Below are 20,078 nucleotides of genomic sequence, written 5' to 3'. Positions count from 1 at the left end.
TCATCCCCTCCCATTCCTCTGTCACCCTCCCGCCTCTTGCCTTTTTCTCCCTTCTACTACCAGCGTTTCTCTCTCGTCCGCCCTCCCCCCCCCCCCCCCCCCGGCCCGTGTGCCGCGTCGGTTCCGGCGCCAGCGCCGGGACCGTTCATTCCGGTGTCAGTGCCGGAACGCGTCCTTGCCCTTCTCCTTGGCCTGCCGGGCGTCGCCCTTGGACTGCTCGGCGCGGCCCTCGGCCGTCATCCTCTCGTTGCCGACGGCCCGGCCGACCGTTTCCTTGGCCTTGCCCTTGGTCTGCTCCATCTTGGCCTTCGACTTCTGATTGCCGGCCACAGTGCTCCACCTCTCGGCGTTGGCTTGCGATGTCGTGCACTGCGGGTCGCCCGGTTCGGCGATGTCAAACCCGCGGACCGGCGCCCGGGTGACCGGGCGCCCGCGGGGTAGGCGGTCGGACAAGGCAGACCCGTCGTCGACTCGGAGGAACGTCATGGCCGGAGTACTGGACCGGATCAAGCGGTTCGCGCGCAGCCCGCAGGGTCGCCGTGCGACGGAACAGGTGCGCCGGGCCGCCTCGGATCCGCGCCGCCGCGCGCAGGCCCAGGAGATGCTGCGGAAGTTCGGCAAGCGCCGCTGAGCCGGCCGCCGTCCCGTCGGAGGCCGGCTCAGCCCTGCCCCGCGTGGGTGTGGCTGTGGGACGCCTCCGGCGGACAGCGCTCCCCGCCGTCGGAGCGGTCCCGCCGCCAGTCGAGGACCGCGACGGTCAGCGCGCACAGCATGGCGGCGACCCCGGTCCCCACCGACAGGGCCACGGCGTCCTGGTAGTCGTCGTGGGTGGCGTTCAGGGTCAGGTAGAAGAGCCCGGGCAGCGCGGCCGTGCCGATGGCGCCGCCCAGCCGCTGGCCCGTCTGCAACGCCCCGCCGGCGGCGCCCGCCATCCGCACGGGGACGTCCCGGAGCGTCATGGTGATGTTCGGGGAGATCACACAACCGCTGCCGAGCCCTCCGACCAGCAGGGCCGGCGCCGCGAGCCAGGCGGCGCGGTCGGCGGGCGCGAGCCACAGCACCAGCGTGGTGACACCCAGGCCGGCCATCACGGCGACCAGCCCCCAGACGGTCAGCAGCCGCCCCAGGCGCTCCACCAGCCGCCCCGCCACGGCCGCGGCGACGGCGGAACCCACGGCGAACGGGGTGACCGCCAGACCGGACCTGAGGGGTGAGAAGCCCAGGCCGTTCTGGAAGAAGAGCGCGAAGACGAGCCACACGCCGCTGAACCCGACGAAGTACAGGGCGGCCAGGCCGGCGCCGGTGACGTAACCGCGGGCCTCGGTGAGCAGGCCGGGGTCCAGCAGCGGTTGGCCGTCGCGGCGGGCGACGCGGCGCTCCCAGCGGGCGAAGGCGAGCAGGATCAGCAGCCCCGACGGGAACAGCCACCACACCTTGCCCAGGCCGCCTCCCTCGGCGAGCACCAGCGGCAGCATCACGGCCAGGATGCCGACGCCGAGCAGCGCGACCCCCACCGGGTCCAGCCGCCCCCGGCCGCCGGGAGCCACCTGCGGCAGCAGCCGGAAACCGAGCAGGAGCGCCAGCACGCCGACCGGCACGTTCACGTAGAAGATCCACCGCCAGCCCTCGGGTCCCGCCAGGGCCAGGATCAGGCCGCCGACGACCGGGCCCACCGCGCTGGACACCCCCACGGTGGCGCCGAAGAAGCCGAACGCGCGCCCGCGCTCCGCGCCGCGGAACATCTGCTGGATGAGCGCCGAGTTCTGCGGGGCGAGGCTGCCCGCGGCGACTCCCTGGGCGAGCCGGGCGACCACCAGCAGTTCGATGCCCGGCGCGGCTCCCGCCGCGGCGCTGCAGGCGACGAAGGCGGCCAGCGCCACGAGGAACACCCGGCGCCTGCCGAACGCGTCGCCGATCCGGCCGGCCGTGACCAGGGTCAGGGCGAAGGCGAGGGCGTATCCGGACACCACCCACTGCACGGAGGCGGCCGAGGCGTGCAGTTCGCGCTGCATGGACGGCAGGGCGACGGCGACGATCGTCACGTCCAGCAGCGTCATGAAGCCGGCGACCAGCGTCACCCACAGGGCCCGCCACCGGCGGGGATCCGGGCGCTCGTCCGGACGGTGCACGGGGACTCCCCTCGCGAGCGGCGTGGGGCGGGATCGTCGGCCCCACGCCTGCGTCACCCGTGACGGGGGCTTCAAACCCCGTCACCAAGGAAGCCCATGAGGTCTCATAAGTCTGCCTTATGCCCTCATAGACCGGACCCGCGTACCGACTTAGGCTTGCCTTAGCTTAGGCTTCCCGGAGAGTCGATCTGTCGCCGCTCGAAGGGAACTGAACATGCCCCGCCCCCTGCGGGTAGCCATCGTCGGATCCGGCCCCGCCGGAATCTACGCCGCCGACGCCCTGCTCAAGTCCGAAGTGGCCGCCGACCCGGGCGTTTCCATCGACATCTTCGAGCGCATGCCCGCCCCGTTCGGCCTCATCCGGTACGGCGTCGCCCCCGACCACCCGCGGATCAAGGGCATCATCACCGCCCTGCACCAGGTGCTCGACAAGCCGCAGATCCGCCTCTTCGGCAACGTGGACTACCCCACCGACCTCAGCCTGGACGATCTGCGCACCTTCTACGACGGTGTGATCTTCGCCACGGGCGCCACCGCGGACCGGGCCCTGTCCGTCCCCGGCATCGACCTCGACGGGTCCTACGGTGCCGCCGACTTCGTCGCCTGGTACGACGGACACCCCGACTTCCCGCGCACCTGGCCGCTGGAGGCGGAGAAGGTCGCCGTCCTCGGCGTCGGCAACGTGGCCCTGGACATCGCGCGCGTCCTCGCCAAGACCGCGGACGAGCTGCTGCCGACCGAGATCCCGCCGAACGTCTACGAGGGCCTCAAGGCCAACAAGGCGATGGAGGTCCACGTCTTCGGCCGCCGCGGCCCGGCGCAGGCGAAGTTCTCCCCGATGGAGCTGCGGGAGCTGGACCACTCCCCGAACATCGAGGTCATCGTCGACCCCGAGGACATCGACTACGACGAGGGCTCGATCGCCACCCGGCGCGGCAACAAGCAGGCGGACATGGTCGCCAAGACGCTGGAGAACTGGGCGATCCGCGACGTCGGCGACCGGCCGCACAAGCTGTTCCTGCACTTCTTCGAGTCGCCTTCGGAGATCCTCGGCGAGGACGGCAAGGTCGTCGGCCTGCGCACCGAGCGCACCGAACTGGACGGCACCGGCAACGTCAGGGGCACCGGCGAGTTCAAGGACTGGGACGTCCAGGCGGTGTACCGGGCCGTGGGCTACCTGTCCGACCAGCTCCCCAAGCTGCCCTGGGACATCGACTCGGGCACGGTCCCGGACCGGGGCGGCCGGGTCCTCCAGGAGTCCGGCGAGCACCTCCAGTCGATGTACGTCACCGGCTGGATCCGGCGCGGCCCGGTGGGTCTGATCGGCCACACCAAGGGTGACGCCAACGAGACGGTGGCCAACCTGCTGGACGACTTCGCGAACGGCCGGCTCCAGACCCCGGACGCGCCCGCTCCGGAGGCCGTGGACGCCTTCCTCGCCGAGCGGAACGTCCGCTTCACCACCTGGGACGGCTGGTACCGGCTGGACGCCGCGGAGAAGGCGCTGGGCGAGCCGCAGGGGCGTGAGCGCGTGAAGCTCGTCGAGCGTGAGGACATGCTCCGGGCGAGCGGCGCCTGAGCCTCGTCGGTCCGCCGCCCGGCGGTGGACCGGCACACACGGATGGGCAGGAGCGGGAAGGTGCCGCTCCTGCCCATCCGTGTGAGAGCGGGTCGTCCGGACTCAGACGTCCAGTTCGTTCTCGATCCGGCGCAGCTGGTGGCGGGCCATGGCCAGGTTGGCGCGGCTCGCGTCGAGCACCAGATAGAGGAACAGCCCGTTGCCGCCACGGCCCTTGAGCAGGCGGATCATGTGGTACTGGGTGCTCAGGGTGATCAGGATGTCCTCGATCTCCTCCTTCAGACCGAGGTGCTCCATGGTGCGCAGCTTGGACCGCACGACGTCGGTGTTGCCGGCGGCGGCGACCTCCAGGTTGAAGTCCTTGCCGCCCCCGAGAGTGCCGAGGGCCATGCCGCTGGTGTAGTCGACCAGCGCGGCCGCGGTCGCTCCGTCGATGGAGCTGAGGCATTCCTTGAGCGAGGTCTCCAGGTTGGCCATGGGTGGGTTCCTTTCCGGACGCGATCAGTACGCGGTGGTGGGTCGGTACGCGGTCGTCCGACCGGTACGCGGTGGTGGTGCGGACGCGGACGTCGGATCAGGTGGGCCGGCGGTGGCCGCCGGTCTGGGGGCTCGGTTGGTGGGTGGGCCGCTGGGGGGTGCGCACCGGGAGGGTGCCGATGGGACGCGCGGCGTCCGCGGGCAGCGCCGCGACGTGCTCGGTGGCCGGGGGGCGACCGCGCTCCGTGCCGATGCGGGCCTCGACCAGCTCACCGATCCGGGAGCCGCTGCGGCGGCCCTCCAGGTGCAGCCGCCCCACGTTGACCCGGCCGTCGGCGAGCAGGGTGAGCACGGCGGCCGGTCCGGCGGCGTAGGTGGCGACGTAGCCCTCGGCCCCGCGCAGCAGCAGTTCGCGGAAGCCGCCGCGCCCGGTGGCGTCGGCCATGCGGTGGGCGACGCCGAGGGCCGCGGCGGTGAGCGCGGCGAGCCCCTCGGGTTCGGTGCCCGGCGCGTCGTGGGCCAGGACGAGCCCGTCGACGGTGGCCGCGAGCGATCCCGTCAGCTGGGGCACGCGGTTGCGCAGTCGGTGCAGTTCGTCCAGGACGTCGCTCTCGACGGCCATGAGCAGTCTCCTTTCGGCACGCTGGCGACGCGCGCGGATCACAGGGCCTCCAGGGCGTCTCGGAGCCGTCGCAGCAGGGCCGTGTCCGGGTCGTCCCACACGACGCCGCGCGGCTGAGGGGTCGGCGCGAGGGGCTCGGGGGCGGGCGGCGCGGCGGCGACGAGGCCGTCGGCGGCCAGGCGGCGCAGTTCGACGAGGGTGTGGTACGTGCGGCAGGCGAGCGCCGAGGCGATCTCCGCGGCGGTGCGCACGCCGTCCACCTGCGTCAGGGTGCGACCGCGCCGTGCCGGCAGACCGGCGGCGCCGGCGTCGGGCACCCGGGTGAGGGGCACGGTGTCGATGTCGGGGTCCGGCCATATGCGGTCCAGCAGGGCGCGCCGGCGGCCGGACTCGCGAACGAGGACGTCCACGGGCACGGAGCGGACCGCGCCGAGCCAGTGCGCGGCACCGGGCCGGAAGCGGTGGGCGCGGGTGTCCTGGGCGAGGACGAAGTAGGCGGCGTCGAAGAGCGCGCCGAGGTGGCAGAGTTCCAGCGCCCCGGCGGCGAGCCGGCCGCTGTCCACGAGGCGGCGCCCGACCCGGTGCTGCGTCCCGCCCCGGTCGACCGCGTCCCACCAGCCGTCCGGGGGGACGGCGCCGCTGCGGGTGAGCAGCGCGCCGAGGTCCGGGGCGAAGGCCGACTCCACGTGCACGACGCGGCCCGCCGACAGGTAGACGATGCCCCGCTCGCCGGAGAGGGCGCCGGTCGCCCCCTCGTCCGCGAGCGCGGTCAGTGCCGCGGACGTCGTCTCGTGCCCGGCCCAGGTGGTCGTGACCCTGGTCATCCGAGCACCAGCCGATCCGCCATCTCGGCCAGCCGGATGCGGGCCAGTGCCAGGTTCCCGTCGTCGCGGCCGAGCCACAGGTGGAGGAAGACGGTGCTGTCGAAGGGGGTGCTGACGAACCTGAGCAGGTGGTAGGCGTCGGCCGTGGTGGCGATCAGGTCCTCGACCGAGGGTTCCTTCACGTCCCCGGCCGGCGCGTCCTGCCCGGGTGCGGCGCCGCCGGCGGCGGGGCCCGCCGCCAGGGAGCCGCTCTCGGCGACGTGCCGGGCCAGTTCCGCGGTCTCCGCCGCCGTCGCCTCCCAGTCGCCGCCCGGCGCGTCCCCCACGGCGCCCAGGGCGAGCCCGCTGATCCAGTCGACCAGCGAGGCGCCCCGTGCGCCGGGCAGCCGCATGGCTTCCAGCAGACTCTCGTCGATTCCGGGCACGCCGGATCCCCTCCCCTGCACGGCAGTACCGCGAACGTGACGCCGAGACTACGGAAAGTGCACGCGTCCGGTGAGGGCTTTGGCATTTTCCAGAGGAACGTGCGCGCGCTGCGGGATACTGCGCATTTCGGCCGGGGGGAATCCGGCCAGGGCAGGGTGGTGCGGGCAGGCCCGCCCCGCTGCGGATGGTGGGCGGGGCCTGTCCGCCGGACCATGATGGGGGTCGCCCGTCCTCCGCGGCCACGGGTGAAGGGCGCCGGGTGCGGGTGCCGGCCGCGCACCGGGCACGCGCGCCGCGCACGGGGGCGTGGACGCGTCGGGACGGGCAACCCGGGGCCCATGGCCCGACTGCATCTGCCCCATCGCGGGAAGCACCCGAAGGACGACTCGACGGACGCGTCTTCGGACGCGGCACCGGAGGAAAAGGCTCCCGAGGACTACGGTCCGGACGCCTCCACCGAGCGTGCCGCCCCCGACTCCCCCACCGAGTTGCCCAAACGATCGTGGTCCGCCCTGCTGCGCCGCGTGATCTCCGAGTTCAAGGACGACGAGCTGACCGACCGGGCCGCCGCCCTGACCTACTACGGCATCCTGTCGCTGTTCCCGGCGCTGCTGGTGCTGGTGTCCCTGCTCGGGATCGCCGGGCAGTCCGCCACCCAGGAGGTCCTGGACAACATCCAGAAACTCGCGCCCGGCTCCGCGCGGGACATCATCACCGACGCGGTGGAGCAGTTGCAGGCCAAGGCCGGTCTGGGCTCCGTCCTCGCGGTGGTGGGCCTGGTCGGCGCCGTCTGGTCGGCGTCGGGTTACGTGGCCGCGTTCATCCGCTCCGCGAACGCCGTCTACGACGTCCCGGAGGGGCGCCCGATGTGGAAGGTGCTGCCGCTGCGGGTGGCCCTCACCGTGGTGCTGCTGGTGCTCGCGGTGGTCAGCGCGCTCATCGTCGTCTTCACCGGCAGCCTGGCCCAGCAGGTCGGCACCGCGCTGGGCGTCGGCGACACCGCGATGACGGTGTGGTCGATCGCCAAGTGGCCGGTGCTGGTCGTCCTCGTGACGTTCATGATCGCGATCCTGTACTGGGCCACGCCGAACGCCCGCCTCAAGGGCTTCAAGTGGATCTCACCGGGCAGTGTGCTCGCCCTGCTGATCTGGCTCGTCGCCTCCGCCGGGTTCGCCTTCTACGTGGCCAACTTCGGCTCGTACAACAAGACGTACGGCACCCTGGCCGGCGTCATCATCTTCCTGGTGTGGCTCTGGGTGACGAACCTGGCGATCCTGCTCGGCCTGGAGTTCGACGCCGAGCTGGCCCGGCAGCGGGTGATCGACGGGGGCCACCCGCCGGAGGACGAGCCCTACGTCGAGCCGCGCGACACCCGTGCCTGGGACGAGGCGGACCGGCGACGCGCCGAACCGGACGCATGACCCGCCGGAACCGCGCCGTGCGGCGGCGCGGTTCCGGCTGCATGCCGCTAGGGCTACGGCTACGGCTACGGCTACGGCTACGGCTACGGAAGGATCGAGTCGACGTATCCCCCGTCGACCCGGACCGCCGCCCCGGTCGTGGCGGACGCCTGGGGCGAACTCAGGTACACCACGAGGTTGGCGATCTCCTCGGGCTCGATCAGCCGCTGGAGCAGCGACTGCGGGCGGTGCTCCCGCATGAAGACGCGCTGGGCCTCCTCCCAGGGCAGGTCGCGGTCGACCAGCTGGTACACGAAGTCCTCGACGCCCTCGGTGTGGGTGGGGCCGGCGATGACGCAGTTCACCGTGACGCCGCTGCCCGCCGCCTCCTTGGCGAAGCCCCGGCCCACCCCGAGCAGCGCCGTCTTGGAGACCCCGTAGTGGATCATCTCGGCCGGGACGACGACGGCCGAGTCGCTCGCGATGTACAGCACCCGGCCCCAGCCCCGTTCCCTCATCCGGGGGAGATGGGCGCGCGTCAGCCTGACACCCGCGAGGACGTTGATCTCGAAGTAGCGGCGCCACTCGTCGTCGCTGATCTCCAGCGCGGGCACCGCGCCGAAGACGCCGAGGTTGTTCACGAGGATGTCGACGTCGGGCAGGGTCTCCAGGGCCCGCTCGGCGCCCTCCTCGGTGCCCAGGTCGGCCACGACCGGCACGAACGCGCCCTCCGGCACCTGTTCGCGCAGTCTCCCGACGCCCTCCTCCAGCCGCCCGGCATCGCGTCCGTTGACGCCCACCGTGGCGCCCGCCCGGGCCAGCCCGGCGGCGATGGCCGCCCCGATGCCCTGCGAGGAGCCCGTGACCAGCGCGGTGCGTCCGCCGAGATCCAGGTTCATCAGATCGCTCCTTCTCGTGCCGTACGGTCGTTCGCCGTGCTCCTTCCCACCCTGGCCCCTCACGCACCCCGTCCCCCGTCGGCCACACCGTGCGCGGCGCCGCGGCCCGCCCGGTCGGCGGCCCCCCGGGTGCTCTCGGCTGACCTGCGGCGACGATACTGGCCTCGGGCCTGTCCGGCGGATCAGGTCGCGGTCGGGCGAGGGCACCCGCACCGCACCGCGGCCGCGGCATGATCCGCCGGACAGGTCACGCGCCCGTGCCCCTGCTCCCCGATGGACTCATGCCGACCTCAGCCACCGCCCGCCCCACGACTCCGCCCACGGTGTGGCCCGCTCGCGGCCGCCACGTCGGATCCGCGGCGGAGGACACCGTCCGGCACACCCTGAAGCGGCTGAAGGACAGCCGCGTCATCGACGACTTCCTGGAACTGCCCGCGGAACGGACCGGCGACGAGGTCCCCGGTGACCGGGTCTTCGAGGCCCGCTGGAAGGCCCCCGGGCCCGTCACCGTGCGGGCCAGGCTGATTCTGGCGCCCCCCTCCGCCGGCGGGCAGGAGTGGACCCTCCTCGCGGAGGCCGAGGAGGCCTGGGACGACGCCTGGCCCTCGCCCGCCACCGTGTTCTGGCCCGACGACCCGGACGTGACCTGGGACCGCGACACCGCCACCGGCCTGCGGATGCGGGGCATCAACACCCTGCCGGACGACGACAAGGCCGTTCGCCGGCTGCTCAAGGACGCCGGGCGCGGTGCGTGGAACATCCACGTCGTCGTGCACGAGGCGATGACCCCCGACCACCGCGGCCGGATCCCGCTGGCGGACCGGCTGCCGCCCGGTCTGCGGCACCGCGTGGTCGAGCACCGCGCCGCGCCGCAGCAGCTGCGGGTGGTGAACTGGGCCCTGGAGGACTTCGGCGTCCAGGTGCCGCGGGGCGGCGCCGTGGTCCTGCCCGGCACCCCGGCGCCGCCCGCCTACGAGGCCGAGGACTTCGCCGTCCGCTCCGTCTTCCTGGACGGTTCCGAGCCGACCGAGCTGATCGCGGCGGTGACGTCCTTCGCCGCGCTGGCGAGGCCGTTGCCGGAGGGGGCCGAGAAGGCGCTCGCCGGGCTGCGGGAGGACTGGCGGCTGCTGACCGTGGCGGAGGAACTGGAGCGCGAGCGCAGGCTGGTGGCCATGTACGCCGAGGCGCTGGAGGCCATGACCCAGTCCCGGGACCTGTACCGGGAGGCGGCCGAGCGCGCGGCGGAGGCGCTGGCCGCGTACCGGGAGTCGGCCGGGCCGGCCCCCGCCCCGCCCTCGCCGGCCGAGACGTCCCGGACCTCCCCGCTGCGGGGACTGACCCAGACGCTGGAACGGCTCAAGGTCCCCGGCCGCAAGCCGCGCCCCGAGGCGACCGGCGCCCAGGACGACGCCCGGCCGACCGCCGACCGCGACGCCTGACGCATGACGCCTGGCACCTGGCACCTGGCACCTGGCACCTGGCACCTGGCACCTGGCACCTGACGATCGGTTCGGGGGCTCCCCGTCCGTCCCCGTCCGTCCCCGTCAGCTGAAGAGCGGCATGCGCTCCGCGTCGGCGCCGAGGGCGTCCCGTTCGCTGTCCGTGAGGGGGACGCGGCCGGTGGCGGCGCGGGCGTAGTGCTCGTCGCTCCAGGCCGGCGGCACGGGTCGGCCCAGGAGACCGTCGAGGGTGGCGCGGACCGCCGTCAGCCCGGCCGGTGCCGGTCCCGGCGCGGTGGGCAGCGCGACGGTCAGGTCGAGGTGGTGGACGGTCGCCTCGACGGCGAGGGTCGTCATCAGGTCGCCGGCGGTCAGGACGTGTCCCTGGGTGCGCACCAGGCGCCCGGGGTCCGTCGCCGTAGCGGCGGCCACGGTCGCCGCCGCCGTCTCCAGGTACAGCTCCCTCAGCTGCCGGAAGTCGGGGAACATGCTCGCGGCGACCCGGTCCGACCGCCGTCCGTGGGCCGCAGCGACGGGATCGGGCGTCCAGTCGCGCCAGTAGGTCACGGCGTCGCGGTCGGGTGGTCCCGCCGCGGGGGTGTGCAGGGCCACCAGGGCGCGCTGGGCGTCCCCGAGCAGGTGGAACACCAGATCGCGGACCGCCCATCCGGTGCAGTCGGTCGACAGCCAGGACTCCTCGTCCCCGAGCGGGCCGACGACGGCCGCGAGGGCGCCGTAGGCGTCGCGCACGACGTGAGCGGGACGGACGTGTTCCTCCGGTGTCGTGGTCATGGCATCACCCTAGGACGACCCGACGGCGGACCGACGCCGAATGAGGGCACCCTCACGTGTCAGCGGGCGTGACCTGGATACGCGGACGGCACAGCAGCAGCGGCCCGCCCCGGAAGGTCATCGACGCCATGGACAGCCAGTACGAGGAGAATGCCCACGCCTCCCCACCGCAGCCGTCGCGATCGCGGACCACGCTCCGCGTCAACGGCGAACCGCACACCCTCACCGTCGACCACCGCAGGGTCCTGCTGGACCTGCTGCGCGAGGATCTCGGGCTGACGGGCGCGAAGAAGGGCTGCGACCACGGACAGTGCGGCGCCTGCACGGTCCTCGTGGACGGGCGGCGCGTCAACAGCTGCCTGCTGCTCGCCGTCGCCCTGGAGGGCAGCGAGGTCACCACCGTCGAGGGCCTCGCCGGGGACGGCGGAGAACTGCATCCGGTGCAGCGCGCGTTCCTGGAGCGCGACGCCTTCCAGTGCGGGTACTGCACCCCGGGCCAGATCTGCTCGGCGGTCGGCGTGCTCGCCGAGGCCGAGGCCGGGCACCCGTCGCACGTCACCGATCCGGGGGCGCCCTCCGGCGAGCCCGTCGCGCTGGGACGGGACGAGATCCGGGAGCGGCTGAGCGGCAACCTGTGCCGGTGCGGCGCGTATCCCCGCATCGCCGACGCGGTCGAGGACGTGATCCGATGAAGCCCTTCGCCTACGTGCGGGCCGGCAGCGTCGAGGAGGCCACCGAGGCCTTCGCCGCCCACCCCGGCGCGCGATACCTCGGCGGGGGCACCAACCTCGTCGACCTGATGAAGCTGGGCGTCGAGACGCCCGCCGCCCTCGTCGACGTCTCCCGGCTGCCGCTCGACGCGGTGGAGGAACTGCCCGACGGTTCGCTGCGCGTCGGCGCGACGGTCCGCAACAGCGACCTCGCGGCCCACCCCACCGTCCGCGACCGCTGGCCCGCCCTCTCGCAGGCGTTGCTGGCGGGTGCCTCCGGACAGCTCCGCAACGCCGCCACCACGGGCGGCAACCTGCTCCAGCGCACCCGCTGCCCCTACTTCCAGGACCTGTCCAAGCCGTGCAACAAACGGGAGCCCGGTACCGGTTGCGGCGCGCTGGAGGGCGTGCACCGCGACCACGCGGTGCTCGGGCACTCCGAGCAGTGCGTGGCCACGCACCCCTCCGACATGGCGGTGGCGCTCGCCGCCCTCGACGCACGCGTGGAGCTGCGGGGGCCCGAGGGCGCCCGGAGCGTGCCCGCCGCCGACTTCCACCGCCTGCCGGGCTCGCAGCCCGAGCGGGACACCGAGATCCTCCCCGGCGAGCTGATCACCGGCGTGGTCCTGCCGGCCGCCACCGCCGGGCTGCCCTCGGCCTACCGCAAGGCCCGCGACCGGGCGTCGTACGCCTTCGCGCTGGCCTCCGTCGCCGTCGTCCTGCACACCGCGGACGGGGTGGTGGACCGGGTCGGCATCGCCTTCGGTGCGCTCGCGCACCGGCCCTGGCGCGCCCGGCGGGCCGAGGACGCGCTGCTGGGCGCGGCGCCCACGGCAGCGGCGTTCGAGCACGCCGTCGGTCTGGAGCTGGCCGCCGCCGAGCCCCTGCGGGACAACGCCTACAAGGTGCCGCTGGCCCGTCGCCTGGCCCTGGACGTACTGGGCCGGCTCGCTCCGCCGGCCACGACCTGAACCATGCGCCACGAGGAGGACTCCATGTCCGGCACCGATACCGTCCTGGGCGCTCCGGTGGAGCGGCGCGAAGGGCGGGAGAAGGTCACCGGCACCGCCCGGTACGCCGCCGAGTACGACGAACCCGGCCGCGCCCAGGCCTGGCCCGTGCCGGCGGCGGTGGCGCGGGGCCGGGTGTCCGGCGTCGACGCGGCCGCCGCGCTCGCCCTGCCCGGCGTGCTCGCGGTGCTCACGCACGAGAACGCGCCCCGGCTCGCGCAGCCGGAGGATTCCGTCCTGGCCGTGCTCCAGGACCCGCGGGTCCCGCACCGGGGCTGGTTCGTGGGTCTGGTGGTGGCCGAGACGCTGGAGGCGGCCCGGGCCGGGGCCGCCGCCGTCCGGATCACCTACGAGGCGGAGGACCACGACGTGACCCTCACCGCCTCGCACCCGGAGGCGTACGTTCCCGACTCGGCCAACGGCGGGTTCCCGGCCGTCACCGAACACGGCGACCCGGACGGCGCCTTCGCCTCGTCGGGCACCCGGGTGGACGTCGAGTACCGGGTGCCGCCCCTGCACAACCACCCGATGGAGCCGCACAGCAGCACGGCGCGGTGGGACGGCGACCGGCTGACGGTGCACTCCTCCAGCCAGGGCACCAGCGCCGTGCGCGCGGAACTGGCCAGGATGTTCGAGCTGCCCGAGGAACGCATCACGGTCCTCGCCGAGCACGTGGGCGGCGGCTTCGGGTCGAAGGGCACGCCCCGCCCCGACGTGGTGCTGGCCGCGATGGCGGCCCGCGAGACCGGCCGTCCGGTCACGGTCGCGCTGCCGCGCCGCCTCCTGGCCGCCGTGGTCGGCCACCGCGCACCGACCCTGCACCGGCTGCGCCTGGGGGCCGACTCCGACGGTCGGTTCACCTCCGTCGCCCACGAAGTGACCACCTACACCTCCCGGGTGAAGGAGTTCGTGGAGCAGGCGGCGGTCCCCGCGCGCGTGATGTACGCCTCCCCCGCGCTGCGCACCCTCCACCGCGTGGCCCGGCTGGACGTGCCCACCCCGTCCTGGATGCGCGCCCCGGGCGAGTGCCCGGGCATGTACGCGCTCGAGTCGGCGGTGGACGAACTCGCCTGTGAAGTCGGCCTCGACCCGGTGGAGCTGCGGATCCGCAACGAGCCGGAGACCGAGCCGGACAGCGGCAAGCCCTTCAGCAGCAGGAACCTGGTGGCGTGTCTGCGCGAGGGCGCCCGCCTCTTCGGCTGGGAGGGCCGCGACCCCCGTCCCGGCTCGCGCGCCGCCGGGCCCCTGCTGATCGGCACCGGGGTGGCCGCGGCCACCTACCCGGTGCTGGTGTCGCCGTGCGCCGCGCGGGCGCACGCCCTGCCCGACGGCGGCTTCCGGGTCCGCGTCAACGCGACCGACATCGGCACGGGCGCCCGTACGGTCTGCGCGCAGATCGCGGCCGACGCCCTCGGCGTCCCGCTGGACCGGGTCCGGATCGACATCGCCGACAGCGACATCGGTTTCGCGCCCATGGCCGGCGGGTCCTCCGGCACCGCCTCCTGGGGCTGGGCCGTGCACGAGGCGTGCGTCCGGCTGACCGACCGCCTGGCCGGGCACACGGGCCCGCTGCCCGACGAGGGGATCGCCGCCGACGCCGACACCTCGGGCACCGCCGACGCCGAGAGCCCCTTCGCACGTCACGCGTTCGGGGCGCACTTCGCGGAGGTCACCGTCGACACGGTCACCGGCGAGGTACGCGTGACGCGGCTGCTGGGTGTCTTCGCCGCGGGGCGCATCCTCAACGCCCGCACCGCGCGGTCCCAGTTCATCGGGGGCATGACGATGGGCCTGGGCATGGCGTTGACCGAGCACAGCACGATGGACCCGGCGTTCGGCGACTTCACCGAGTCCGACCTGGCCTCCTACCACGTGCCCGCGCACGCGGACGTCGCCGCCCTGGAGGCGCACTGGGTCGACGAGGACGACACCCGGCTCAACCCCATGGGCAGCAAGGGGATCGGGGAGATCGGCATCGTCGGCTCGGCGGCCGCGGTCGGCAACGCCGTGCACCACGCGACCGGCATCCGCTTCCGGGAACTCCCGCTCACCCCGGACCGGGTGCTCACCGGCCTGCTCGAACACGAGCACCCCGCGGGCATGCTGGGCGCCTGAGCGCGGACCGGGGGCGCGAAGCGGGCGGAGGCGGCTGCCCGAGGCCCGCGCCGGGCGTCCCGGCGCGGGCCTCGGGGTGTGCGGGTGCGGTCGGTCAGTCCGCGGCCCGGCTCGCGCCGGCCACCCGGGGGGCCGGCCGGAACCGCACGGGCGCCTGGGACGCCACCCGTGCGCAGAGCGCCGTCAGCGCGACGAGGGACGCCAGTACGGCGACGGCGACGGCGATCCAGATCGGTGCCAGCGTGAGGTCGACGACCTCCGCGACCCGGGCCGAGGGGGTCGCGCTGCCGTAGAGCTTGGCCACCGCGAGTGCCGCCGGGACCACGACCGCCGCGGCGAGCAGCGGTACGGCCGGCCGGAGGGTCAGCAGCAGCGCCAGCACCAGGCAGAGCGCCGACAGTCCGAGGGCGACGGCGTAGACCGGCGCGGAGGCGTCCTTCTGGTGCAGCGGGAAGTAGGCCACGCCGCAGCCGGCGAGGACGGCGACGGTCAGCCAGGCCGGCCAGACCGGGCCCCGGGCAGCCCTGCGCACGGCGCGGTCCCGCCCACGGTCGCGGTCACGCGGCGCGCTCTCCCGCTCGCGGTCTCCCTCGCGCGCGGGGCGGTCCCGCTCTCGGTCTCCCTCACGCGGCACACGGCGCCCTTCGCGGTCGTGTCCGCGACGGGTCAGGCGCGGTCCCTTCCGGCGTCCCCGGCCACGGCGGTCGGCGCCGGGAACGCCGGCCGGCCCCGCGGTGCGGGCGGCGGACTCCGGCCCGTCGTCCTCGCCCGCCCCCTCAAGGGCCGCCCTCAGATGCCGGGCGTCGGGGCGGTCGGGGCGGACACGTCCGTCCGCGGCCAGCTGTCCGATCAGCTGGACCAGTTCCTCCACGGGCCGGCCGGTGGCGGCGGCCCGCACGGCCTCCTGTCCGCAGTGCGGTTCCAGGGGCGTGCGGTGCAGCATCTCCATCAGCCGGGTCACGTCCTCCACCGAGCGGCACTCGGCCGCGGCCCGGATCGCCTCGTCCGCGCAGTTCGGGTCGCGCGGCGGCCGGGTCAGCAGGCCGACCAGCCGGGTCACGTCCTCGACGGAACGGTTCACGCCGACCGCCCGGAGCGCGTCGATGGTGGCCTGCGCGTACCGGGGTGACTGCTCCAGCATCGTGATCAGGTCGACGACCTCCTCCAGCGGCCGGTCGGCCACGGCCGCGCGCACCAGGTCGCCCACGGGGTCGCCGTACTCGTGCTCCGCTTCCTCGTGGTCGGCGCCGTCGAGGGGGAAGAGGTCCTCGATCGACGGGTCCCGCGGCAGGGACACGCCTTCCCGGGGAGCGGTCCCGTGGGGCGCCGGTCCCGTGGCGGCCTCCCTCGGCGGGGGCTCGCGGTGGGCGCCGTCGTGGGTGAGGGGCTCGTGCGGGACGGGCTCGTGGGAGAGGCGGTCGTGGGTGGCGGGGTCGTGCGCCACGGGGCTCCGCGCGAGGAGGTCGTGCGACACGGAGGCGTAGGAGACGGGGGCGTAGGAGACGGGTGAGCGGGCGGGCGAGGCGTGGGTGGCTGCCGGGTCCGCGCCGGCCCGCGTGTCCGCCGGGCGCAGCGGGTGTGTGCCGGTGCCGGTGGTCGTCTCCCCGGTGGGCAGGTCCCCGGCGGATATGGCGTACTCGGGCGAACGGGGTGATGAAGAGCCGGTGGTCATGATCTCTCCGTGTGGTGGGGGTGCGGCCGCCCTGCGTCCCCGACATGCGACACGCGCTGTGTGCTGACCATTTCTAGGCACGTGCCCGGCGATCCGCCACCGGAGTGGGCCACCGGGATGAGGGACGCGTTCCCGGGGACTTGTCGGCGCCCCGAGCGGGAATCCGTGAAGCGGGGTGCGTGCCGCGCACCATAAGGAGGGGCGGGGTGGATACGACCACAGTGGTGGTCACCGCGGCGGTGCTGCTGGCGGTGATCGTGCTCGCGGTGGCGGTCGGCGTGCTGGTGCGCCTGGTGCGCACCCGACGGGAACTCAGGCGGGCCGGCCTTCCCACCGGCCCGCGGTGGGTCTTCTGGGGCGCCGTCCTCTATCTGGTGCTTCCGACGGACCTGGTGCCCGATCCGGTGTACCTGGACGACATCGGCGTACTGCTGCTCGCCCTGCGCTCCGCGCGCGGTTCCCTCGGCGGACGGCGGGGGGCCGCGGACCGGCAGCGGGGGACCACCGGGCCCCATGACTACGCTGCGTAAGGAAACCATTCACCCGTTCGATTCGTATAAGTCTCTGGAAGCCGAAGGAAGTCGGCGGACCAGGCGACGGCGCGCAGAGGCCGTCGCCTGATCGGCGCAGCACCGACTAGGGAGAGACGATGCAACCGTTCGCGCTCAACTACGCACGGCCCGCAGTGGAGTTGGAAGCCACCACTCCGTACGTCTACGACTCCGGGCTTCAGTTGAACGTGCTCCTGGACGGGCGGGCGGCCGCCTGTGACCACGCGCTGCTGAGAGAGCTGGGGACCACGACCTCCACCGCGGGGTCGAAGACTCATTTCGACGACTGAACACGGGCTGTCGCGAATGACCGTGTTGATCCTGACCTGTGAAGAGGACGTCACCGCGGACATGGTGGTCGTGCACCTCAACGCGGCGGGGGTGCCGGTGGTCCGCCTGGACCCAGCCGATCTGACGGACTCCGTGGCGCTGTCCGGTGAGTTCGCGCACGGGTCCTTCCGGGGGCACCTGTCCTCGGGGGGCCGGCTGGTGAGCATCGGCGGGCTGCGGTCCGTCTGGGTGCGCCGGCCGGGCGGCGCCGCCACCCGGGCCGCGGAGCCCTCCGCGTGGCTGACGGAGGAGGCCGGGCAGGCGCTCTACGGGATGCTCCGCGACTGCGGGGCGCGCTGGATGAACCAGCCGGACGCGGCCCACCGGGCCCGGTACAAACCCTGGCAGCTGCGTCTGGCGCAGCGCTGCGGCCTGCCCGTGCCGGCGACGCTGATCACGACGTTCCCGCGGGCCGCCCGTGAGTTCGCCGAGCGCTACCCGGACCTGGTGGTCAAGCCCGTCTCCGGCACCCATCCGCAGGATCCGCCCCTCGCGGTGCCGACCAGCCGGGTCCCGCCCGAGGCCGACTTCTCCGCCGTCGCGCTCGGCCCGACGTTGCTCCAGCGCCGGGTGGCCAAGCGTGCCGACATCCGTCTCACCGCCGTCGGCGACGAGCTGCTGGCCGCTCGGAAGACGAACCTCGCGGGCCGGGACCCGGACGAGGTGGACGTCCGTTTCGCGGCGTCCCACGAGCCGTGGCGCCCGGCCGAGGTGCCGCCGCGCGTGGCCGAGGCGGTCCGCGCCTATCTGAGGGAGGCGGGACTCGCCTACGGCGCCCTCGACTTCGCCGAGGACGGCGACGGGACCTGGTGGTTCCTGGAGTGCAACCAGTCGGGGCAGTTCGGTTTCGTCGAGGTGGACACGGGTCAGCCGATCGCCCGCGCCATCGCCGACTGGCTGGCCCGTCCCGCGTCGCAGGACCCCGCCGACACGGGCGGCCCGGGAGGTCCGGGCGCGACGGTCTTCGGGTGAGGTCCCCCGCGTTCGCCCGTCAGTGCGGGCGCGGGCCGGGCAGCAGCGCGGTGCGCTGCCATCCGGCGCCCGGGGATGCCTGCCGTTCGGGGCCGGGCAGGTGGCCGTGGGAGAGCAGCGGGCGCATGACAACCTCCAGTTCCCTGCTCACGCGCTCGGCCTCCCTGCGCACCTGCGCGGGGATGTCACCGCATTCGGCGACGAGTCGGTCGTAGATGGGGGAATCCTGGAACACCCGTCAACGCGCCTTTCGTGTCGTCCGCCCCCGTACGGAGGCGCGACTGAGCAGTCTAGGCGCCCGCCATCCCGGTCGTGCGCATTCCCCCCAAGGCGTGACAGCGGCTCAGGCGCCGGTCGTGGAGCCGGGCCGGACGACCATGAGAACCGTCACCGTGGCCCACAGCAGGTTGAACAGGCCGGTGAACATGGCGAGCCGGGCCGTGCCGGACCGCTCGACGGGCCGCCGGTCGGCCAGTTGCTCCAGGAGGTCCTCCTGCCGGGGCAGGACGAAGGCGACCAGGAGGCCGGCGGCCCCGGCGGTCAGTACGAGGGACGTGATGAGCCACGCGTCCGTGAGGACGCCCATCGCCGCCGCTGTGGCGATGCCGAGGACCGGCACGGCGATGCCGAGACCGGCGTAGACGCGGCAGATGCGGTGCAGCAGCCGTACGGTGCCCGTGTCCGCGCCGCCGCTGCCCCCCGCGTCCCCGCCGCCGTTCCCGCCGGGCAGAGCCACGGCCGCCCGCCGGACCGCCGGTGGGAACATGCTGGCCGCGACGGTGACGGGGCCGACGGCGATGATCGCGGCCAGGACGTGGAGGGACAGCAGGATCTTGGTCATCGGTGGAAGCTCCGGAGGGCTGGATCGGTGGGTTCGCCGCGCGGACGGCAGGCGTCGGCCGGCGACGCGGCACCCGTTCCGCGAGGTACGCGGCACCGCCGAGAGCCACGGTAGGAAACCGGCGGGTGAGCGCACAGTGGCTGAAACGACAGCTTCCAACGGGTTCTCGCCAGCGCCCTGACCTGGGGGTGTCCGGCGGGCGGGCGGCGGACACCGGCCGACGCGGGCTTCTGCGCCCGGCGGGAACCCGCCTAGGGTGTCGTCATGCACACGGTGGCGATCCTGGTCCTCGACGACGTGGTGCCGTTCGACATGGCGGCACCCATGCAGACCTTCGACTGGACGCGGCTGCCGGACGGGCGCCGCCCCTACCGGGTCCGGCTCTGCGCGGAGTCCCCCGAGGTGCGCACGGAGGGCCTCTCCCTCCGCGTCGACCTGGGCCTGGAGGCGTTGGAGACCGCCGACACCATCATCGTGCCGGGCCGCTCGGAGGAGTCCGGCCCGCCCTCCGCACCCGTCCTCGACGCGCTGCGCCGGGCGGCGGGCGCCGGCACGCGGATCGCGTCGGTGTGCGTGGGCGCGTTCGTCCTCGCCGAGGCGGGGCTGCTGGACGGGCTGCGGGCGACCACCCACTGGATCGCCGCGGCCGAGCTGGCCCGCCGCCATCCACGCGTCGAGGTGCTGCCGGACGTGCTCTACGTCGACAACGGGCAGATCCTGACCTCGGCGGGGGCCGCCGCCGGCCTGGACATGTGCCTGCACATGATCCGCCGCGACCTGGGGTCGGCCGTCGCCGCGCACGCCGCCCGGATGTGTGTCGTGCCGCTGGAACGGGAGGGCGGACAGGCCCAGTTCATCGTGCACGAGCAACCACCCGTGCCCCGGGGCTCGGAGATGGAGCCCCTGCTGCGCTGGATCGAGGACAACCTGGCCGGGGAGGTCACCCTGAAGGCCATGGCGGCGCGCGCGGGCCTGAGCGAGCGCACCTTCAGCCGGCGATTCCGCGAGCAGACGGGCACGACCCCGCTCCAGTGGCTGCTGCGGGCCCGGGTTCGGCGGGCCCAGTACCTGCTGGAGAACGGCGACCACTCGATCGAACGGATCGCCCGCCAGGCCGGCTTCGGCTCCCCCACGGCCTTCCGGGAGCGTTTCCGCCGGGTGGTCGGGACGACTCCCTACGCCTACCGCGCGGCCTTCCACGGGAAGCCGGTCGCCGCCGCGGACAGCGCGTAGGGCCCGCCCCGCGGACCGGGCCGGCGCTCGGGGCCCGGTCCCGGGGGCGGGCCCCGG

At 74.2% G+C, this 20,078-nt stretch carries 22 protein-coding genes; 11 read left to right on the top strand and 11 right to left on the bottom strand.

Annotation, left to right across the window (positions count from 1 at the left end):
• Window positions 1-156: 156 nt before the first annotated feature.
• A complete protein-coding gene (locus AC07FV_RS07795; RefSeq protein WP_361014930.1) occupies window positions 157-330 on the bottom strand; it encodes a CsbD family protein in 174 nt (57 codons plus the stop codon).
• A 154-nt stretch (window positions 331-484) separates the two neighbouring features.
• On the opposite strand from AC07FV_RS07795, the gene AC07FV_RS07790 reads away from it, so the two are divergent.
• Entirely contained in the window at window positions 485-631 is a 147-nt protein-coding gene (locus AC07FV_RS07790) for a hypothetical protein (RefSeq protein ID WP_279561145.1), read from the top strand.
• Window positions 632-659: 28 nt separating this feature from the next.
• Here AC07FV_RS07790 and AC07FV_RS07785 read toward each other — a convergent pair whose 3' ends face one another.
• A complete protein-coding gene (locus tag AC07FV_RS07785) occupies window positions 660-2,129 on the bottom strand; it encodes an MFS transporter (protein ID WP_479085439.1) in 1,470 nt (489 codons plus the stop codon).
• A gap of 214 nt (window positions 2,130-2,343) precedes the next feature.
• Here AC07FV_RS07785 and AC07FV_RS07780 point away from each other — a divergent pair, with 214 nt between their 5' ends.
• The gene (locus tag AC07FV_RS07780; RefSeq protein WP_479085437.1) at window positions 2,344-3,708 is read left to right on the top strand and encodes an FAD-dependent oxidoreductase; all 1,365 of its coding nucleotides are present in this window, start codon (window positions 2,344-2,346) and stop codon (window positions 3,706-3,708) included.
• Window positions 3,709-3,810: 102 nt separating this feature from the next.
• On the opposite strand, the gene AC07FV_RS07775 is transcribed toward AC07FV_RS07780, so the two are convergent.
• The 4 genes from AC07FV_RS07775 to AC07FV_RS07760 all read right to left on the bottom strand — a co-directional run bounded on the left by AC07FV_RS07775 (window position 3,811) and on the right by AC07FV_RS07760 (window position 6,056).
• Window positions 3,811-4,185: a roadblock/LC7 domain-containing protein gene (locus tag AC07FV_RS07775; RefSeq protein WP_479085435.1), complete on the bottom strand. Its 375-nt coding sequence runs from the start codon at window positions 4,183-4,185 to the stop codon at window positions 3,811-3,813.
• A gap of 97 nt (window positions 4,186-4,282) precedes the next feature.
• The gene (locus AC07FV_RS07770) at window positions 4,283-4,807 is read right to left on the bottom strand and encodes a roadblock/LC7 domain-containing protein (protein ID WP_479085434.1); all 525 of its coding nucleotides are present in this window, start codon (window positions 4,805-4,807) and stop codon (window positions 4,283-4,285) included.
• Between the two features lie 38 nt (window positions 4,808-4,845).
• On the bottom strand, window positions 4,846-5,631 hold the full coding sequence (locus tag AC07FV_RS07765) for a hypothetical protein (protein WP_356604868.1): 786 nt from the start codon (window positions 5,629-5,631) through the stop codon (window positions 4,846-4,848).
• The gene (locus AC07FV_RS07760; protein WP_479085433.1) at window positions 5,628-6,056 is read right to left on the bottom strand and encodes a hypothetical protein; all 429 of its coding nucleotides are present in this window, start codon (window positions 6,054-6,056) and stop codon (window positions 5,628-5,630) included. The genes AC07FV_RS07765 and AC07FV_RS07760 overlap by 4 nt, the downstream gene beginning before the upstream one ends.
• 339 nt (window positions 6,057-6,395) lie before the next feature.
• On the opposite strand from AC07FV_RS07760, the gene AC07FV_RS07755 reads away from it, so the two are divergent.
• The gene (locus tag AC07FV_RS07755; RefSeq protein WP_479085432.1) at window positions 6,396-7,478 is read left to right on the top strand and encodes a YihY/virulence factor BrkB family protein; all 1,083 of its coding nucleotides are present in this window, start codon (window positions 6,396-6,398) and stop codon (window positions 7,476-7,478) included.
• Window positions 7,479-7,561: 83 nt separating this feature from the next.
• On the opposite strand, the gene AC07FV_RS07750 is transcribed toward AC07FV_RS07755, so the two are convergent.
• Window positions 7,562-8,356, bottom strand: coding sequence for an SDR family NAD(P)-dependent oxidoreductase (locus AC07FV_RS07750; protein WP_383638437.1), 795 nt, complete (start codon window positions 8,354-8,356; stop codon window positions 7,562-7,564).
• A 281-nt stretch (window positions 8,357-8,637) separates the two neighbouring features.
• Here AC07FV_RS07750 and AC07FV_RS07745 point away from each other — a divergent pair, with 281 nt between their 5' ends.
• Entirely contained in the window at window positions 8,638-9,795 is a 1,158-nt protein-coding gene (locus AC07FV_RS07745; RefSeq protein WP_479085430.1) for a hypothetical protein, read from the top strand.
• A 105-nt stretch (window positions 9,796-9,900) separates the two neighbouring features.
• On the opposite strand, the gene AC07FV_RS07740 is transcribed toward AC07FV_RS07745, so the two are convergent.
• Window positions 9,901-10,587, bottom strand: coding sequence for a maleylpyruvate isomerase N-terminal domain-containing protein (locus tag AC07FV_RS07740; RefSeq protein WP_479085428.1), 687 nt, complete (start codon window positions 10,585-10,587; stop codon window positions 9,901-9,903).
• Between the two features lie 128 nt (window positions 10,588-10,715).
• On the opposite strand from AC07FV_RS07740, the gene AC07FV_RS07735 reads away from it, so the two are divergent.
• Genes AC07FV_RS07735 through AC07FV_RS07725 form a run of 3 tightly spaced genes read left to right on the top strand, consistent with a single transcriptional unit; the run spans window position 10,716 to window position 14,422 of the window.
• Window positions 10,716-11,279 carry a (2Fe-2S)-binding protein gene (locus AC07FV_RS07735; protein WP_479085781.1) on the top strand — a complete coding sequence of 188 codons (564 nt, stop codon included), beginning with the start codon at window positions 10,716-10,718 and terminating at the stop codon, window positions 11,277-11,279.
• Window positions 11,276-12,268 (top strand): FAD binding domain-containing protein, encoded by a 993-nt coding sequence (locus AC07FV_RS07730; RefSeq protein WP_479085426.1) that lies wholly within the window; start codon window positions 11,276-11,278, stop codon window positions 12,266-12,268. Before AC07FV_RS07735 ends, AC07FV_RS07730 begins: the two co-directional genes overlap by 4 nt.
• A gap of 24 nt (window positions 12,269-12,292) precedes the next feature.
• Window positions 12,293-14,422, top strand: a complete 2,130-nt coding sequence (locus tag AC07FV_RS07725) for a xanthine dehydrogenase family protein molybdopterin-binding subunit (RefSeq protein WP_479085425.1) — start codon at window positions 12,293-12,295, stop codon at window positions 14,420-14,422.
• Window positions 14,423-14,516: 94 nt separating this feature from the next.
• On the opposite strand, the gene AC07FV_RS07720 is transcribed toward AC07FV_RS07725, so the two are convergent.
• Window positions 14,517-16,094 (bottom strand): hypothetical protein, encoded by a 1,578-nt coding sequence (locus tag AC07FV_RS07720; protein ID WP_479085424.1) that lies wholly within the window; start codon window positions 16,092-16,094, stop codon window positions 14,517-14,519.
• Between the two features lie 206 nt (window positions 16,095-16,300).
• Between AC07FV_RS07720 and AC07FV_RS07715 the strand changes: the two genes are divergently transcribed.
• The 3 genes from AC07FV_RS07715 to tgmB all read left to right on the top strand — a co-directional run bounded on the left by AC07FV_RS07715 (window position 16,301) and on the right by tgmB (window position 17,947).
• Window positions 16,301-16,624: a YkvA family protein gene (locus AC07FV_RS07715; protein ID WP_356604887.1), complete on the top strand. Its 324-nt coding sequence runs from the start codon at window positions 16,301-16,303 to the stop codon at window positions 16,622-16,624.
• Between the two features lie 119 nt (window positions 16,625-16,743).
• Complete coding sequence (gene tgmA, locus AC07FV_RS07710; RefSeq protein ID WP_053141012.1) at window positions 16,744-16,935, top strand: putative ATP-grasp-modified RiPP; 192 nt, start codon at window positions 16,744-16,746, stop codon at window positions 16,933-16,935.
• A gap of 16 nt (window positions 16,936-16,951) precedes the next feature.
• Window positions 16,952-17,947: an ATP-grasp ribosomal peptide maturase gene (gene tgmB, locus AC07FV_RS07705; protein WP_479085423.1), complete on the top strand. Its 996-nt coding sequence runs from the start codon at window positions 16,952-16,954 to the stop codon at window positions 17,945-17,947.
• Between the two features lie 19 nt (window positions 17,948-17,966).
• Here tgmB and AC07FV_RS07700 read toward each other — a convergent pair whose 3' ends face one another.
• Window positions 17,967-18,182 (bottom strand): hypothetical protein, encoded by a 216-nt coding sequence (locus AC07FV_RS07700; protein ID WP_383638411.1) that lies wholly within the window; start codon window positions 18,180-18,182, stop codon window positions 17,967-17,969.
• A gap of 108 nt (window positions 18,183-18,290) precedes the next feature.
• Complete coding sequence (locus AC07FV_RS07695; RefSeq protein ID WP_479085422.1) at window positions 18,291-18,788, bottom strand: hypothetical protein; 498 nt, start codon at window positions 18,786-18,788, stop codon at window positions 18,291-18,293.
• A gap of 264 nt (window positions 18,789-19,052) precedes the next feature.
• Between AC07FV_RS07695 and AC07FV_RS07690 the strand changes: the two genes are divergently transcribed.
• Complete coding sequence (locus AC07FV_RS07690) at window positions 19,053-20,021, top strand: GlxA family transcriptional regulator (protein WP_479085420.1); 969 nt, start codon at window positions 19,053-19,055, stop codon at window positions 20,019-20,021.
• Window positions 20,022-20,078: the final 57 nt, after the last annotated feature.

The organism is Streptomyces sp. NPDC045956 (assembly GCF_056430705.1).
This window is presented reverse-complemented; position numbering and strand designations above follow the sequence as displayed.

Bases quoted from the DNA above. Each gene is read 5' to 3' on its own strand.
- AC07FV_RS07790 (WP_279561145.1), top strand. From the start codon at position 485: ATGGCCGGAGTACTGGACCGGATCAAGCGGTTCGCGCGCAGCCCGCAG.
- AC07FV_RS07780 (WP_479085437.1), top strand. From the start codon at position 2,344: ATGCCCCGCCCCCTGCGGGTAGCCATCGTCGGATCCGGCCCCGCCGGA.
- AC07FV_RS07775 (WP_479085435.1), bottom strand. From the start codon at position 4,185: ATGGCCAACCTGGAGACCTCGCTCAAGGAATGCCTCAGCTCCATCGAC.
- AC07FV_RS07770 (WP_479085434.1), bottom strand. From the start codon at position 4,807: ATGGCCGTCGAGAGCGACGTCCTGGACGAACTGCACCGACTGCGCAAC.
- AC07FV_RS07765 (WP_356604868.1), bottom strand. From the start codon at position 5,631: ATGACCAGGGTCACGACCACCTGGGCCGGGCACGAGACGACGTCCGCG.
- AC07FV_RS07755 (WP_479085432.1), top strand. From the start codon at position 6,396: ATGGCCCGACTGCATCTGCCCCATCGCGGGAAGCACCCGAAGGACGAC.
- AC07FV_RS07750 (WP_383638437.1), bottom strand. From the start codon at position 8,356: ATGAACCTGGATCTCGGCGGACGCACCGCGCTGGTCACGGGCTCCTCG.
- AC07FV_RS07745 (WP_479085430.1), top strand. From the start codon at position 8,638: ATGCCGACCTCAGCCACCGCCCGCCCCACGACTCCGCCCACGGTGTGG.
- AC07FV_RS07740 (WP_479085428.1), bottom strand. From the start codon at position 10,587: ATGACCACGACACCGGAGGAACACGTCCGTCCCGCTCACGTCGTGCGC.
- AC07FV_RS07735 (WP_479085781.1), top strand. From the start codon at position 10,716: ATGGACAGCCAGTACGAGGAGAATGCCCACGCCTCCCCACCGCAGCCG.
- AC07FV_RS07730 (WP_479085426.1), top strand. From the start codon at position 11,276: ATGAAGCCCTTCGCCTACGTGCGGGCCGGCAGCGTCGAGGAGGCCACC.
- AC07FV_RS07725 (WP_479085425.1), top strand. From the start codon at position 12,293: ATGTCCGGCACCGATACCGTCCTGGGCGCTCCGGTGGAGCGGCGCGAA.
- AC07FV_RS07720 (WP_479085424.1), bottom strand. From the start codon at position 16,094: ATGACCACCGGCTCTTCATCACCCCGTTCGCCCGAGTACGCCATATCC.
- tgmA (WP_053141012.1), top strand. From the start codon at position 16,744: ATGCAACCGTTCGCGCTCAACTACGCACGGCCCGCAGTGGAGTTGGAA.
- tgmB (WP_479085423.1), top strand. From the start codon at position 16,952: ATGACCGTGTTGATCCTGACCTGTGAAGAGGACGTCACCGCGGACATG.
- AC07FV_RS07695 (WP_479085422.1), bottom strand. From the start codon at position 18,788: ATGACCAAGATCCTGCTGTCCCTCCACGTCCTGGCCGCGATCATCGCC.
- AC07FV_RS07690 (WP_479085420.1), top strand. From the start codon at position 19,053: ATGCACACGGTGGCGATCCTGGTCCTCGACGACGTGGTGCCGTTCGAC.